The organism is Leisingera sp. ANG1 (genome assembly GCF_000203975.2).
Classification (GTDB): domain Bacteria; phylum Pseudomonadota; class Alphaproteobacteria; order Rhodobacterales; family Rhodobacteraceae; genus Leisingera.
In genome coordinates, this window is sequence record NZ_AFCF02000003.1 from 304,044 (window position 1) to 317,535 (window position 13,492).

Sequence of the window (13,492 nt, forward strand, 5' to 3'; positions counted from 1 at the left end):
CTCAGTTTCCGAAACCGGTAAAGCGCCTGACCTTCTGGCCGTCTTTCAGCGCGCCGCCCCCGGTCAGCACCACTTCTTCGTCTCCGGCCAGGCCCTCCGCCACACGGAAATCACCGTTCTGAGTGGCTTCAACCTTCACTTTGGTCCATGCAATGGTGCCTTCCTTAGCGCCTACAGGGGAATAAACCATGACGCCGGTGCTGCCGTCGGTTGCGGTTACCAGGGCCGTTGCGGGCACTCTGATGCCTGCTTCGCCGGTGTTCACCCGCACTTTCACAGTTGCAGATGCGCCCGGAAGGATCTGGCGGTTTTCAGGCGGGGTCAGGCGGAGTGTCACCTGATAGGTCTGACCGACGCTGCTGGCCTCTGCATCATATTCCAGGATCTCCAGCGGATACTCTGCGTCCTGGCCGGGAAAATTCGCGGAAATCGTCAGCACGTCGCTTTCCTCAGCCCTTTGGAACAGGACTTCAGGCACATCGACTTTGATATGCAATTCAGACATGTCGTGCAGCCGCACGATGGGGGTCCCCGAACTGACGGTGGTGAACTGCTCCACTTCACGGCTGGACACCAGCGCATCAAAAGGAGCGTTCAGGGTAGCATGCTCAAATTCATACTCTGCATCGCGCAGCGCCACGCGTGCCAGCCCTGCCTCGGTCTCAGCGTCGTCGATCGAGACCTGACTGACAGTGCCGGTCAGATTTTTTAGGCGCGCAACAGTCCGGTCGGCCTGTTCCTTGCGCAGCTGCGCCTGCTCCAACTGTAGCTCGAACGGTTCCAGGTCAAGCTCGGCAATCAACCCGCCATTGGCCACCGTACGGCCTTCGGCAACCGGAAATTTCAGTATTTGCCCGGAAACCTGAAACGCAAGGTCCACTGTCTGCTTAGCTGCCACTTGGCCAAAAAACTGCCGTTCCAGAACCAATGCTTCCGAGGAGGTTTGCAGCAGCTTGACCGGCTTCAGCGCCCCTTGAGCCAGCACAACCGCAGGCAAGGTTGCAAACCCGGTAATCAAAGCAACGGCAAATGAGGTTGTCCAGCGCATGCGTATCACTCCTTCGGGGCAGTTTTCTGGCTGTTCGCATCGTATGGCAATTTCAGGTGGCGCATCCACTGGTGCAAGACAAGATGCCGGGATCGGTGCGGCATAGTCTCTTTGGCTTTTTTTGCCTGTGAACAAGTTCACAAAGTACAAGAAATCTCCATGAAGAGCCGCCAAGAAGGAAATGAAAACTCACGGCAAGACACCTTCGCACTCAATGAGAAGGGCCGCAGTCCTCCGCCCCTTGAGAAGGTGCTCTGCTCCCTGAAAACTGGGACGTTCGGATGATCAGCCCCACCTGAGTGGTCCGGTTTGATTGTTAGTGCATGACTGGCCTTTTGATCCTCCCCCAGTGAAGTGGTCCGCCGTTATGTTTAGGAAAACGGAGGATCAGAATGGGAACGAAGCGGCACAAACCCGAAGAAATTGTCACGAAGCTGCGGCAGGTTGAGGTGCTTGTCGGGCAAGGGATGGCGCGGGTGGATGCGATCCGCGAAGTGCGCATCACCGAGCAGACCTATTACCGCTGGCGCAAACAGTATGGCGGGATGGGAACCGACCAACTCAGGGAACTCAAACGATTGCATAAAGAAAACGAACGGCTGCGTCGCGCCGTATCGGACCTGACCCTGGACAAGCTCATCCTGACGGAAGCTGCGAAGGGAAACTTCTGAGCCCCGCCCGCCGCCGGGCCTGCATTGACCATGTGCGCAGCCTGTTCAGGGTGTCTGAGCGGCGCGCCTGCCGCGTCCTGAAGCAACACAGATCCACGCAGCGCAAGCCGCCCAAGAGCCGGGCGGACAAAACACGCCTGGTTGCGGACATTATCGTGCTTGCCCGCCAGTATGGCCGCTACGGCTATCGGCGGATCGCAGCATTGCTGAGAGGGGCAGGCTGGCAGGTCAACTGTGAACAGGCATGCAATTTTGACCCCGTAGCGGGGAAATCGGCGTCCAAAGATGACCCCCTTACACTGATGTGAATCATGCCCCCGAGGTTATCGGGGAGCACAGAGTGGGATGTTGGTCGTGGAGACGATAGCAAAGATCCGGCGGGCGGATTTTCAGGATTGAGGAATTGAGCCGCCATTGGTCCGAGGCCAATGCCGAACAAGCCGATCAAGCAAATCTGCCGGGAACTTCGAGCTCGTCACTCCAAGCTCCTTGGCAACACCGCCTTGTGTGGCACCAGGCTTATAAAGCCGACCAACAGCTGCGGCTTTGAACTCATCTGTGAACGTCCGTCTCGATTGTCCCATTCCATGCTCCTTTCGTGGACAGGGGTAATTTACCCCGCTGTCCGGGAACAGGGACGAAGTTCAAACCGTGAAACTGCACAATGCGGGACAAACCCGTCCTTTACCAGGGGACCCTCAGTAGCCGCTTAGCCATCAGTTTCAACCGCTGGCGCTCTCCATATTCCACGCCGCCAGAAGTTTCGGCAGCGCTTCGTTCCAGTCCAGCACACCGGCGGCTTGGGCCCAGACCTGATACTGTCGGATCAGGTCTTTCTCCAAGGCGGGGCTGCGGCCTGCAAGATCGGTCAGTTCAGTGCGGTCGGCCTCGATGTCGTAGAGCTCCCAGGGACAATCATGCAGCCGCACCAGCTTGAACCGGCCCAGCCGGATCGCGGCGTTGCCCTCGTGCTCCCAGAAGATCGGCTGCGCGCGCTGCCAGTCCTTGCCCTGAAAGAGGCCCAGCAGCGACTCTCCTTGCAGCGGCTGGATCTCATGGCCGCCGACCTCGGTCTGATAGGCGGTGCCGGCGGCTTCCAGAATGGTCGGCAGGATATCGACCACATGGCAGGCTGCATGGGCAGCACTGCGCGGTTTGAACCCCTTTGGCCAATGGGCGACCAGAGGGGTCGAGATGCCGCCTTCATGCACATAATGCTTGTACAGGCGGAACGGCGCATTGGAGACATTGGCCCAGGGCTTGTCATAGCTTTGAAATGTCTGGGCATCGCCCGGGCGCAGGCCGGTCACATTGCCCATGGTGATCTGCCTGCCGTCGTGCGTTTTGTCCGGGTAGAACTTCGCCCAGCCGTCCTCGGCCATGAACTCGGCGCAGCCGCCGTTGTCGCTGAGGAAAAGGATCAGCGTGTTGTCGAACTGCCCGAGCCGTTTCAGGGCCGAAATCAGTGTGCCGACCGACTGGTCCATGCGGTCCACCATTGCCGCATAGGTTGCCATCTTGCTGGCCTCCCAGTCCTGGTTCTTTTCCTGTTCCCAGCCATGCACGGTGCTGTCGCGCGGGGAGATGTCCCAGCTGCGCTGGAAAACGCCTTGGCCGTTCATCGTTTCATGGCGTGCGGTGCGGATATGGTCCCAGCCTTTCGAATAGACGCCATCGTATTTTGCGATGTCCTCAGGATGGGCATGCAGCGGCCAGTGCGGCGCAGTATGGGCGAGGTAGAGGAAGAATGGCTTTTCGTCCGCGACCGCGCCTTCGATCATGCCGATGGCCTTATGGGTGATGGCGTCGGTGAAGTAGAAATCATCCGGGAAGGTTTCGACCCGGCTGTCATCCTCCAGCATGTAATGCGGCGAGAAGAAATGCGTGGCGCCGTCCATGATCCCGTAAAAACGGTCAAAGCCGCGCTGGCGCGGTGTCGGATGCTCGACGTCGCCGATCCGCCAGCTGTCCACACTTCGCGGCTCGAAATCGCCGGCCACATGCCATTTGCCGGACATCAGCGTGGCATAGCCGCTGGCGCGCAGATGCTCGGCTATGGTGGCGCTGTCGTTGCGCAGGAACCCCTGATAGGCAGGCGTGCCCAAATTCGCGCCCATATGCCCGACGCCGGCGTTATGCGGGTAGAGCCCGGTCAGAAGCGACGCCCGCGTCGGGCAGCAGCGGGCACAGTTGTACATCGCAGACAGCATCACGCCGCCCCGCGCAAGTGCGTCGATGTTGGGTGTCTGGATTTCAGACCCGGTGCAGCCGAGGTCGGCAAACCCCATGTCGTCCGCCAGGATCAGGATGACATTGGGCTGGCCGGTGTCTGTCTTGGAGCTGTGGCTGGTCATGGCTGAGCTTTCATCAGCGGTCAGGATGCGCGGGCGGAGGCAAGCGGGCCGCCCTCGACGGTGACCCGGTGCATCAGGCGGCGGAAACCGTGGTAGTCGTTGATCGCCTTGTGCCAGGTGGCACGGTTGTCCCACATGGTAATGTCACCGGCCCGCCAGCGCACGCGGCATTGAAACTCCGGCTGCTGGCAATGGGCATAGAGCATGACCAGAAGCGCCGAGGATTCGTCCGGATTCAGCCCTTCAATGCGGGTGGTGAAAACCGGGTTCACAAAAAGGCCGCGCCGCCCGCTCAGCGGATGGGTGATGACCACCGGATGCCGGGCGTCCTGGGTGGCGGCCTCTGCATTGCCCAGACGGCCCGAATTCACCGCCTCGCTGCCCATCGCGGCGGCGCCGAACACATGGCGCGAGGAATGCACGGCCGTGAGACCATCAAGAAAACGGCGCATCGGCGCTGAGAGCGCCTCATAGGCGGCGCCCATGGACACAAACAGCGTGTCGCCGCCATAGGGCGGCATCTCGATGGCGTGAAGAATTGAGCCCATCGCCGGTTCCTGATCATAGGAATGATCGGTATGCCACCCCTCACCAACGGCCTCTGTCTGGTCCTTCTCTTTCAGGACAGTGGCGATTTCCGGGTGGCCCTCGACCGGCTTGAAGAACCGGTTGACATTCACTGGCCCGAAACGGCGGGCAAAGGCCAGGTGATCTTCTGGCCCTGCGGTCTGCCCCCGCAGAACGATCACCGAATATTCCGCAAATGCGTCCCGGATGGCACTGAAATCCTCGCTGCGGCGGATATCCGCCCCCAGGATTTCCGCGCCCAAACCGCCGGTCATTGGCAATATTTCCATGATATCCTCCGCTGTCGCCTGCAGGCAGCATAGGGTCTGTCCCAAAACGGGAAAAACTGATTTAATCTGCTTCAAAGAAAGATTTTCCCAGTGGTTCGCTTCACCCTTCGCCAGCTCACCTACCTGACGGAAACCGCGCGGCAGGGTGGTATTGCCCAGGCGGCGCGGCACCTGAATGTCTCTGCCGCGGCTATCGCCTCGGCACTGGACAAGCTGGAGGCCGCCACCGGCCTGACCCTGTTCGACCGGTTTCCGGCACAAGGCATGCGGCTGACCCGCGCTGGCGGGACGTTCGCCACCCAGGCCGAGGCGCTGCTGAAGCAGGCCGCTGCACTGGACCGGCAGGCCGCGGATCTGGCGTTTGGCCGCACCGGCAGGATCCACATCGGCACCCATCACGCACTGGCGCAGCAGATCGTCCTGCCTGCGGTGCTTGCTTTCCGCGAAAGCCATCCGGGTGTCCGTATCGAGGTGAAGGAAGCGGAATACCCGGCATTGGTGGCCGCGCTGGACACTGGCGAGGTGGATGCGCTGGTGGTCTTTGACCAGGGGTTCGACCCCGGTCGGCATGAGGTTGAAGTTCTTTTGGAGCTGCCGCCTCTGGTTCTGTTGTCAGGCGCACACCCTCTGGCTGCGAAATCCCGGATCAGCCTGTCCGACCTGACCGGTCTGCCCTATATCTCCGTCTCGCCCGCTGGCCCCGGCCCCAGTTACCTGCAACTGCTGCAGGCCGCGGGCGTCCACCCCGAAGTGCCGTTCCAATCCCAATCCCGCGAGCTTGTTCAGGCTTACGTCGGCAAGGGGTTCGGTTTCACGCTTGCAGGCTTCCCGCCCAAACAGGACTGCACGACTGAAGGCGACTCAATCGTTGCGCGACCGCTCAAGGAAAGCATCGGGCACTACAGGGTGGTGATTGCCCGCCCACGCCTAGCAGTTCAATCAGGCCTGACTGACCGGTTTTTGGAGCTCTGCAGGCCTCCGGTCTCAAGTTCCGGATTTGCAGGTATTCAAAGATCTGCAAACCCGTGATGCTGCCGTTCGTCTTTTCTGCAGCATCTGTCGCGATGGGTTCAGAGCACCCAATGCACCCGTAACGTTTCCCGAAGAACAAGCAATCGGACAACGGTCATTCAAACCAACAGTAAAATTCAGGTGTCAGCGCGGTGCTGATGTCTGGGCTTGGCGGGAGGATTGGAGGGCCCAATATGCCAAGGGTCCAACTTCCCGCAGTCACCCCGAAACGAAAAGCCTGGAACAAGGGCCGGGTCGTCGGCCAGAAAAGGCCGCTGTTGCCGAAACAAGTGTGGGCAATCCGCGCGCGGCTCGAATTGGCCAGGAATCTGCGTGATCTCACGCTGTTCAACGTGGCGATTGATAGCAAGCTTCGCGGATGCGATTTAGTGAAACTGTCCGTCAGCGATTTGGTCAGAGATGACCGCGTTCGCGAGAGGGTATCTGTGATCCAGAGCAAAACCCGGCGACCCGTTCAGTTCGAACTCTCTGAAAACACGCGGGATACCATTACTGCATGGATCAAGTCGCCGGAAATGATCGGCTGCCGTTTCATGTTTCCTAGCCGGTTTCATGACCGCCTACATATCTCAACCCGCCAATATGGCCGACTTGTGCGGGATTGGGTGGCTGCGATTGGGTTGGAACCCAGCGGCTACGGCACCCATTCGCTGCGCCGGACCAAGGCGGCGGAGATCTACCGCAAAACCGGAAATCTCAGAGCAGTTCAACTGTTGCTCGGGCACACAAAGGTTGACAGCACTGTCAGATATCTTGGTATCGAACTTGAAGATGCGTTGAGCATCGCCGAGCAAATCGACATTTGAACCACCTTGGCGGGCGGCACTTGCCGTTCGCCAATCCAGACCAGACCTACGGTCGCACCGCTGCAGTGTTACGGTTCGAGCCCTAAGCGGCCGCTTCTACCAAGCTTGATTGCTGCAAACGCAAAGGGCTGCACTATAACCCGAAGCTGACATACTGCTCATTTAGAAACAGGAAGGTACGGTCTTTCGGGAGAGGCGTGGCCACACCGCATGTCAAACGGCAGGTGGGCATTCCAGGTGACCGAGCCAAACACCTGACCGCAATCCTTTGGTTTGCAACTGGCGACTTCGCAACACCGCAAAAGGAGTTCAATTGAAGACGTCAGTACTCTGGCAATTCTGCTGAGTGGCGCTTCATCTTGTCAAAATTGTCCATTGAAAACTCTACCGGTTCCCCAGTTTCCCAATCAAACAGGTCGCGTTTGAGGGTCGTAAGTGGCCCCATGTAGACGTGCAAGGCCAGGGACGGTTTTTCGCCATCACCAACAACTGCATGAATTCCATCGTCTTCCAGAGTGAAAACCTCTCCGGCTTTCACTATATGAGTTCTTTCGTGCTGCAACTGCCCCCCGTCGCGCTTGAAGAGAATATTCTTCTCCCCCCCAGAGTAAGCCGCGATGTGAACCTTCAGCCTATGCTCATGAGGCGGCATGGTGACGTGGGGCTGAAACCGGCAGCGCCAGATTGAGACCTGTTCGTCCTGATAAAGCATGATTTCGTCTTCACCATCAACTTCTGTTGCCGCGATGACAGGCTCAGGATCAGCTACATAGCGCTCCAGTACCAAGCGAATTTCTTCATTCGGCATGCTGCTTGCCGCTGCTGTGCGTACGTCTTCGACAACAGTTTCAAAAGTAAAGCTCATCGGTTCCTCCGGGTGGCCATTGAGAGGGTGGACAGGATTTAAGAGGCAACTTCAAACTCTTGGACACTCCGGGAATCTGCAACGTTGAAAAAATTCACGCACAGGTGAGGAGATTTAATCTGCCTGTACAGGTCAAGGAGGCAGCTTGGATCTGAGTGCGAAGGCAAGGAAACGATGCGTGAATATGGGGCTTGTGTTTGTGCCTTGGCCCGTCCGCATTACTCAGCGGGCACCACACATGCTTGCTGAGCAGCCTTTGCAGATCGCAAATCGAAGTATCGATTGGCTATGAGCGCAGACAGGATCAAGGCAATACCTGCCTTCTGCAGAGCTGTAACCTGTGTTTGATACACAAGGTAGGAGAGGATCAATCCGAATACGGGGACAAGCAAGCTAAAGCGCACAATCTTTTCACCGCCATACCGGCTGATCAAGTAATTCCAGATCCCGTATCCGCCGAGGTATGCAATCAAAATCCAGCCGATAAGAACCGCAGCATAGACCAGCTCAGTGGCGGTAAGGCCAACGAGATTGTGATGAATCATCCCTTCAGTTGCGTTCGCCCAGATCGTCACAGGGATGCTGATGAAAACGCTGGCATAGATTAGAACCGGGAACATGGCGACGTCAGGGGTCTTTTGTTCAATCCGGGAAATGGTGACATTGCCTACCGACCATGAAAACGCCGCCATGACCAAAAACAGAACGGCAACTGTACCTGTCGCTGTTGCCCCACGACCCGCGGCAGCAACCAAATAGACGCCGAAAAGGCCCAGCAGCAGCACGCCAATTGTGGAGAGGGCGAAGGGTTTGCGATAGAGAACAGATAGGAGAACTGGAGTGAAGAACGCCTGCAGCTGAAGCAGCACCGACGCAATCCCCGGAGAGGCTCCCAAATCCAGTCCGATATTCTGGAACCCATATTGGCACCCGCCAGCAGCCACGCCCCAAAGGGCCACGAGGTGAAGGTTCTTTGGACGCTTTACAAAGGGCAAGAACAGCCAGCAGGCTAGAAACTGAACCGCCAGAATTGAAATTGGCCCCGTAAAGCCAATCAGCTCTTTGATTGCGATGAAGTTTGCACCCCATGACGTGCTCCCCTGAAAAGTCCGCGATTTGAAGTTAGCCTGTTCTCCAAGCGAGGAGACAGACGATGCGGAAAAGCCGTTTCAGCGAAGAGCAGATCATTGGCATCCTGAAGGAGCACCAAGCCGGAATGGGGGCGAAGGAACTGTGCCGGAAGCACGGCATCAGCGATGGCACTTTCTACAAATGGCGTTCGAAGTATGGCGGCATGGATGTGTCCGAGGCCAAGAGGCTGAAGGCTCTGGAGATCGAGAACGCCAAGCTCAAGAAGATGTTGGCCGAGCACATGCTTGATGTGGCAACGCTGAAAGAGATGCTGGGAAAAAACTTTTGAAGCCCGGTGCAAGGCGGAGAGCCGTGGACTGGGCCATGACAGAGAAGAACTACAACCAGCGGCGGGCCTGTGCCCTGGCCGGGATTGATCCGCGCGTCTATCGGCGTAGATCAACCAGGCCTGCGGACGCCGAGTTGCGAGAGAGGCTGAAGGAGCTGTCCAGCGAACGGCGGCGCTTTGGCTATCGTCGGCTGCACCTGCTGCTCGGCCGCGAGGGCTGGAAGGTGAACTGGAAGAAGCTCTACCGGATCTACCGCGAAGAGGGGCTGAGCGTGCGCAAGCGCGGCGGGCGGAAACGCGCCATTGGGACGCGTGCGCCCATGGCGTTCCCGCAAGGGCCGAACCAGAGATGGTCGCTGGACTTCGTCTCGGACAGCCTGTCCGATGGCCGCCGATTCCGGGTGCTCTGCGTCATAGACGACTTCAGCCGGGAATGCCTGGCCGCGGTCGTGGACACCTCACTCTCCGGCCAGCGGGTTGCCCGTGAGCTCGATAATATCGCCCGAACGCGTGGCTATCCCTGCATGGTGGTCAGCGATAATGGGACCGAACTGACGTCGAATGCCATTCTGAAATGGCAGGAAGACCGGAAGGTCGAGTGGCACTACATCGCGCCAGGCAAGCCCATGCAGAACGGCTTTGTCGAAAGCTTCAACGGCCGCCTCCGGGACGAGTGCCTGAACGAGCACTTGTTCGCCAACCTGCGCCACGCCCGAGAGCTGATCGCGGCCTGGCGTGACGATTACAATCACCATCGCCCGCATACGAGCCTCGACGGGCTCACCCCGTGGGAGTATCACCAACGGTCAGTAGAGGACCAAACCCAGAACAGGGCGAACTAATAACCGCGGACTCTGCGGGGAGCACGTCAGTACCGTTCCGAACCGGGTTTGGCTCGCTGACATTACTTACGTCGATACGAACGAAGGATGGCTCTACGTTGCCGCCATCAAGGACATGGCCACGCGTGAAATCGTGGGTTGGGCCATGGGCGATCATCTGCGATCCGAACTGTGCTGTGATGCCCTGAACATGGCCCTGGGACGCCGTGGCCCCGTTCCTGGGCTCATTCATCATTCGGATCGCGGCGTGCAATATGCAGGCAGCGAATACCGCGCGCTGCTCGGGTCCGCGAAGATCATCCAATCAATGAGCCGAACCGGCGAATGCCTGGATAACGCACCAATGGAAAGTTTCTTCGCATCACTGAAAAAGGAACTGGTTCATCGGGAGCGCTTCAAAACGCGCGCCCAGGCAAAGGCTGCGATCTTCGAATACATTGAGGTCTTCTACAACCGTCAGAGGCGGCATTCAGCCATCGGCTACCAAACACCCGCGCAAGCGTATGAAAACATGGATTGGAAAAACGCTGCATAGGGTCAATAATCAAACTGTCCGGAAATCGGGACGAACTCCACTTTGATTTACTTGCACGGAGGCGGACATTGACCGTCGCGTAATTTTGATTGGGCACAACATCCTCAGTACAGCGGACAGCGCGGTGGCTGAATTCACACACCGCCGTCCCGGTCCCAGGGTGGCTCCTCACCGCCGAGGTGTTCCAGGATGAAATCAATGAAAACCCGAACCTTGGCAGGCAGATAGCGGCGCTCCGGGTAGATGGCATAAAGGGTCTGCGACGGCAGCAGGCAGTGCGGCAGCACTCGCACCAGCCGACCCGCCGCCAGATCCGGACCGGCGGTGAAGGTCGGCAGCCGGCCGATGCCAGTGCCGCCCAGGATCGCCTCCCGCAGCGCTTCGCCGTTGTTGACGCTGTAGCTTCCGCCGGGCCGGAAGGTCTCCAATTCGCCGCCACAGTTAAAGACCCATTCCTGAAAATCCCTGCTGTAGGAATACTGGAGGCAATTATGGCTGCGCAGATCGCTGACCGTTTCCGGCACACCGCGGCGCTCCAGATACGCCGGGGCGGCAACCAGGACATTGTGCAATGGCGCAATCTTGCGTGCCACCAGCGCGGAATCTGCCAGCGTGCCGCCGCGCAGCGCCAGGTCGAACCCGTCCGCAAACAAGTCCGTCAGCCGGTCATCCATCACCATGTCCACAGTCACGCCGGGATAGCGCGCCAGAAAGGCAGAGATCAGCGGCGCCACGTGCAAGCGCCCGAAAGCCATCGGCACATTCACCCTGAGGCGCCCCTTGGGGGCCTCTTGCAGCGCCAGCACGCTGTCCTCGGCCTCCTGTGCCGCCTCCTGCGCCCGGACCGCATGGGCATAGAAATGCTCTCCTGCCTCGGTCAGGCTGACATTGCGGGTGGAGCGGTGAAACAGCTGCGCCCCCAGCCGCTTCTCGATCTGGGTGATCCGCTTGCTGACTGCGGACTTGGTCACCCCCAGCCGCCGCGCGGCCGCGGCAAACCCCTGCGTTTCGGCAACCGCCACGACCACCGGGATGTCTCCCATTCCTTCCATTGGCAATCTCCGATAAGGGTGAGTTTTTCTCAACATGGGGTTTCACTTTAGCCGGATTATCGTCCGTATTGAAACCGCATACCTTTGCCGGGTCATCAAGGAGACGACCTATGGCAAAGATGCTGATCGACGGTGTGCTCACCGAAAAGCCGAAACCGGGAGACGGCGTTTTCCGCCGCATGAGCAGCGGTATCCGCGGATGGATCGAGCCGCGGGCGGATGCGGAATTCCCGGCTGAATCCGGACGCTACCACCTCTATGTTTCCATGGCTTGCCCCTGGAGCCATCGCACCACGATCCTGCGCGCGCTGAAGGGGCTGGAGGAGATCATCACCGTTACCCAAATGCTGCCGCTGGCAGGCCCCGACGGCTGGCAGATCGACACCACGGCCCATGACCCCGCAGCCGGGGTGCCGCGGGATGAGTACCTCTATCAGGTCTATCAACAGGCAGATCCCGGCCACACGGGACCGGTCACGGTGCCGGTGCTGCTCGACAAACAAACCGGCCGCATTGTCAGTAACGACTCCGGCGAGATCATGCGGATGCTGAGTTCGGCCTTCGACGGGCTGACAGGCGCCGCCCAGGATTTCTACCCGCCGGAGCTGCAGCAGGACATCGACCGGATCAGCGCCGAAATCTACGCGCCGGTTAACAATGGCGTCTACCGCGCTGGCTTTGCCACCACCCAGGCAGCCTATGACGAGGCCATTGCTGCCCTGTTTGGCAAGCTGGACGAGCTGGACGCCCTGCTCGGCACCCGCCGCTACCTGACCGGGGAGCAGATCACCGAGGCGGACTGGCGCCTGTTCACCACCCTTGTCCGCTTTGATCCGGTCTATGCAACCCATTTCAAGACCGACCGCAAGCGGATCGCCGAATACCGCAACCTCGGCCCCTATCTGCGCGACCTTTATCAGGTGCCCGGCGTGGCCGGCACGATCAATATGGAAGCGATCCGACAGCACTATTTCCTGAGCCACCGGCACATCAACCCGCACGGGATCATCTCCGCTGGTCCGGAACAGGATCTGAGCCGCCCGCACGGGCGGGACAGCACAGCCCTGTGCGCCTGAACCTCTCACGCCGCAACCGGACCGGGGCCGCTTCCCCGGGCACTGAACTGGAGAATTCCACCATGAAACTGCTTTCAAAATTTGCCGTGGCCGCCACCGTGCTGTGGCTGCCCTCCCAGGGTCTTGCCGGCGCAGAGGACACTGCCGGCCTCCTGAAACTGGAATACACCGACGGCCGCCCGGCTTCGATCGGCGTGGAGGACGTGAACACGGTTCTGCACGGCGTCGGGGTCCGCGTCAGCACCATTGCGATCCCTGATCAGGCGCTGCCCGTGCTGGAAGCCTCCCGCAGCCGCGCCATTACTGCGGAGGAAGAGGCGCAGCTGATCTCCGGCTTCGCACTCAGCCGCGAAGACCTGCTGGCAGAGATCGCCGCCGCGGGACGGAAGCCCACAGTCGAAAACGGCGGCTCCCTCACCACCTCCGAGCCAGGCGTCGCGCCTTATCCCAAGGTTTATGATATGAACAAGATGGACGCCGAGACCCGGATCTGGGTCCACAAGAAATTCGGCCCGCTGCACATCAACCACGCCGAAGACGGCACCGGCATTGATGAGGTGATGACCATCGTCTCCGGCGGCCCCTGGGTCTGGTTCTTCGAACTGCCCGGGGATGTCATCGGCAAGCTGACCCTTGGCCATGTCGGCCCGGAGGGTGAAGCCTGGCGCATCAGCTACCCAGGCATCCGCCCGCACGGCGGCTTCCTGGACCCGGAGTATGGCCTGGTTGTTGCCTATGCGCACGGGCCGGAGCAGTTCGAGATCCACTTTGACGCGGACAATATCGCCGGTTCCCGCCTGAACGGCACCAACGCTTGGATCGACATGTCCGGGGACAAGCCTTTGCTTCTGGATCCGCCGCTGACCGGCAACTGACACTTACGCGGCTGCCGGCGGCCGAGCCGCCGGCAGTCCCTTCCTCTCTCATCCCGGTG

At 59.6% G+C, this 13,492-nt stretch carries 12 protein-coding genes and 3 pseudogenes; 7 read left to right on the plus strand and 8 right to left on the minus strand.

Annotated features, from left to right (window positions below):
* Window position 1 precedes the first annotated feature (1 nt).
* Window positions 2–1,048: an efflux RND transporter periplasmic adaptor subunit gene (locus tag GC1_RS07520; RefSeq protein ID WP_019296861.1), complete on the minus strand. Its 1,047-nt coding sequence runs from the start codon at window positions 1,046–1,048 to the stop codon at window positions 2–4.
* Between the two features lie 392 nt (window positions 1,049–1,440).
* On the opposite strand from GC1_RS07520, the pseudogene GC1_RS22135 reads away from it, so the two are divergent.
* Window positions 1,441–1,952: pseudogene (locus GC1_RS22135) on the plus strand (transposase); the annotation flags it as partial.
* A gap of 156 nt (window positions 1,953–2,108) precedes the next feature.
* Here GC1_RS22135 and GC1_RS22825 read toward each other — a convergent pair.
* The 3 genes from GC1_RS22825 to GC1_RS07535 form a co-directional block, all read right to left on the minus strand.
* Window positions 2,109–2,303 carry a transposase gene (locus GC1_RS22825; protein WP_082020187.1) on the minus strand — a complete coding sequence of 65 codons (195 nt, stop codon included), beginning with the start codon at window positions 2,301–2,303 and terminating at the stop codon, window positions 2,109–2,111.
* Between the two features lie 138 nt (window positions 2,304–2,441).
* Entirely contained in the window at window positions 2,442–4,073 is a 1,632-nt protein-coding gene (locus GC1_RS07530; protein WP_019297418.1) for an arylsulfatase, read from the minus strand.
* Between the two features lie 20 nt (window positions 4,074–4,093).
* On the minus strand, window positions 4,094–4,930 hold the full coding sequence (locus tag GC1_RS07535) for a TauD/TfdA dioxygenase family protein (protein WP_029204937.1): 837 nt from the start codon (window positions 4,928–4,930) through the stop codon (window positions 4,094–4,096).
* Window positions 4,931–5,020: 90 nt separating this feature from the next.
* Between GC1_RS07535 and GC1_RS07540 the strand changes: the two genes are divergently transcribed.
* Window positions 5,021–5,959 carry a LysR family transcriptional regulator gene (locus GC1_RS07540; RefSeq protein WP_019297416.1) on the plus strand — a complete coding sequence of 313 codons (939 nt, stop codon included), beginning with the start codon at window positions 5,021–5,023 and terminating at the stop codon, window positions 5,957–5,959.
* 176 nt (window positions 5,960–6,135) lie between these two features.
* Entirely contained in the window at window positions 6,136–6,768 is a 633-nt protein-coding gene (locus tag GC1_RS07545; RefSeq protein WP_019297415.1) for a tyrosine-type recombinase/integrase, read from the plus strand.
* A 322-nt stretch (window positions 6,769–7,090) separates the two neighbouring features.
* Here GC1_RS07545 and GC1_RS07550 read toward each other — a convergent pair whose 3' ends face one another.
* From GC1_RS07550 to GC1_RS22955, 3 genes and pseudogenes are all read right to left on the minus strand, one after another.
* Window positions 7,091–7,633, minus strand: a complete 543-nt coding sequence (locus GC1_RS07550) for a hypothetical protein (RefSeq protein WP_019297414.1) — start codon at window positions 7,631–7,633, stop codon at window positions 7,091–7,093.
* Between the two features lie 218 nt (window positions 7,634–7,851).
* On the minus strand, window positions 7,852–8,418 hold the full coding sequence (locus GC1_RS07555; protein WP_272946436.1) for an EamA family transporter: 567 nt from the start codon (window positions 8,416–8,418) through the stop codon (window positions 7,852–7,854).
* A pseudogene (locus tag GC1_RS22955) lies at window positions 8,395–8,721 on the minus strand (EamA family transporter); the annotation flags it as partial. The gene GC1_RS07555 and the pseudogene GC1_RS22955, both read right to left, overlap by 24 nt.
* A 65-nt stretch (window positions 8,722–8,786) precedes the next feature.
* Here GC1_RS22955 and GC1_RS07565 point away from each other — a divergent pair.
* A protein-coding gene (locus tag GC1_RS07565; protein WP_152612473.1) for an IS3 family transposase occupies window positions 8,787–9,895 on the plus strand; the annotation gives its coding sequence in 2 pieces (ribosomal slippage) (window positions 8,787–9,036 and window positions 9,036–9,895; 1,110 coding nt in all).
* A 28-nt stretch (window positions 9,896–9,923) separates the two neighbouring features.
* Window positions 9,924–10,430: pseudogene (locus GC1_RS07570) on the plus strand (IS3 family transposase); the annotation flags it as partial.
* A 134-nt stretch (window positions 10,431–10,564) separates the two neighbouring features.
* On the opposite strand, the gene GC1_RS07575 reads toward GC1_RS07570, so the two are convergent.
* A complete protein-coding gene (locus tag GC1_RS07575) occupies window positions 10,565–11,482 on the minus strand; it encodes a LysR family transcriptional regulator (RefSeq protein ID WP_019297410.1) in 918 nt (305 codons plus the stop codon).
* 110 nt (window positions 11,483–11,592) lie between these two features.
* Between GC1_RS07575 and GC1_RS07580 the strand changes: the two genes are divergently transcribed.
* Window positions 11,593–12,558, plus strand: coding sequence for a glutathione S-transferase family protein (locus tag GC1_RS07580; RefSeq protein WP_019297409.1), 966 nt, complete (start codon window positions 11,593–11,595; stop codon window positions 12,556–12,558).
* Between the two features lie 62 nt (window positions 12,559–12,620).
* The gene (locus tag GC1_RS07585; RefSeq protein ID WP_019297408.1) at window positions 12,621–13,433 is read left to right on the plus strand and encodes a hypothetical protein; all 813 of its coding nucleotides are present in this window, start codon (window positions 12,621–12,623) and stop codon (window positions 13,431–13,433) included.
* Window positions 13,434–13,492: the final 59 nt, after the last annotated feature.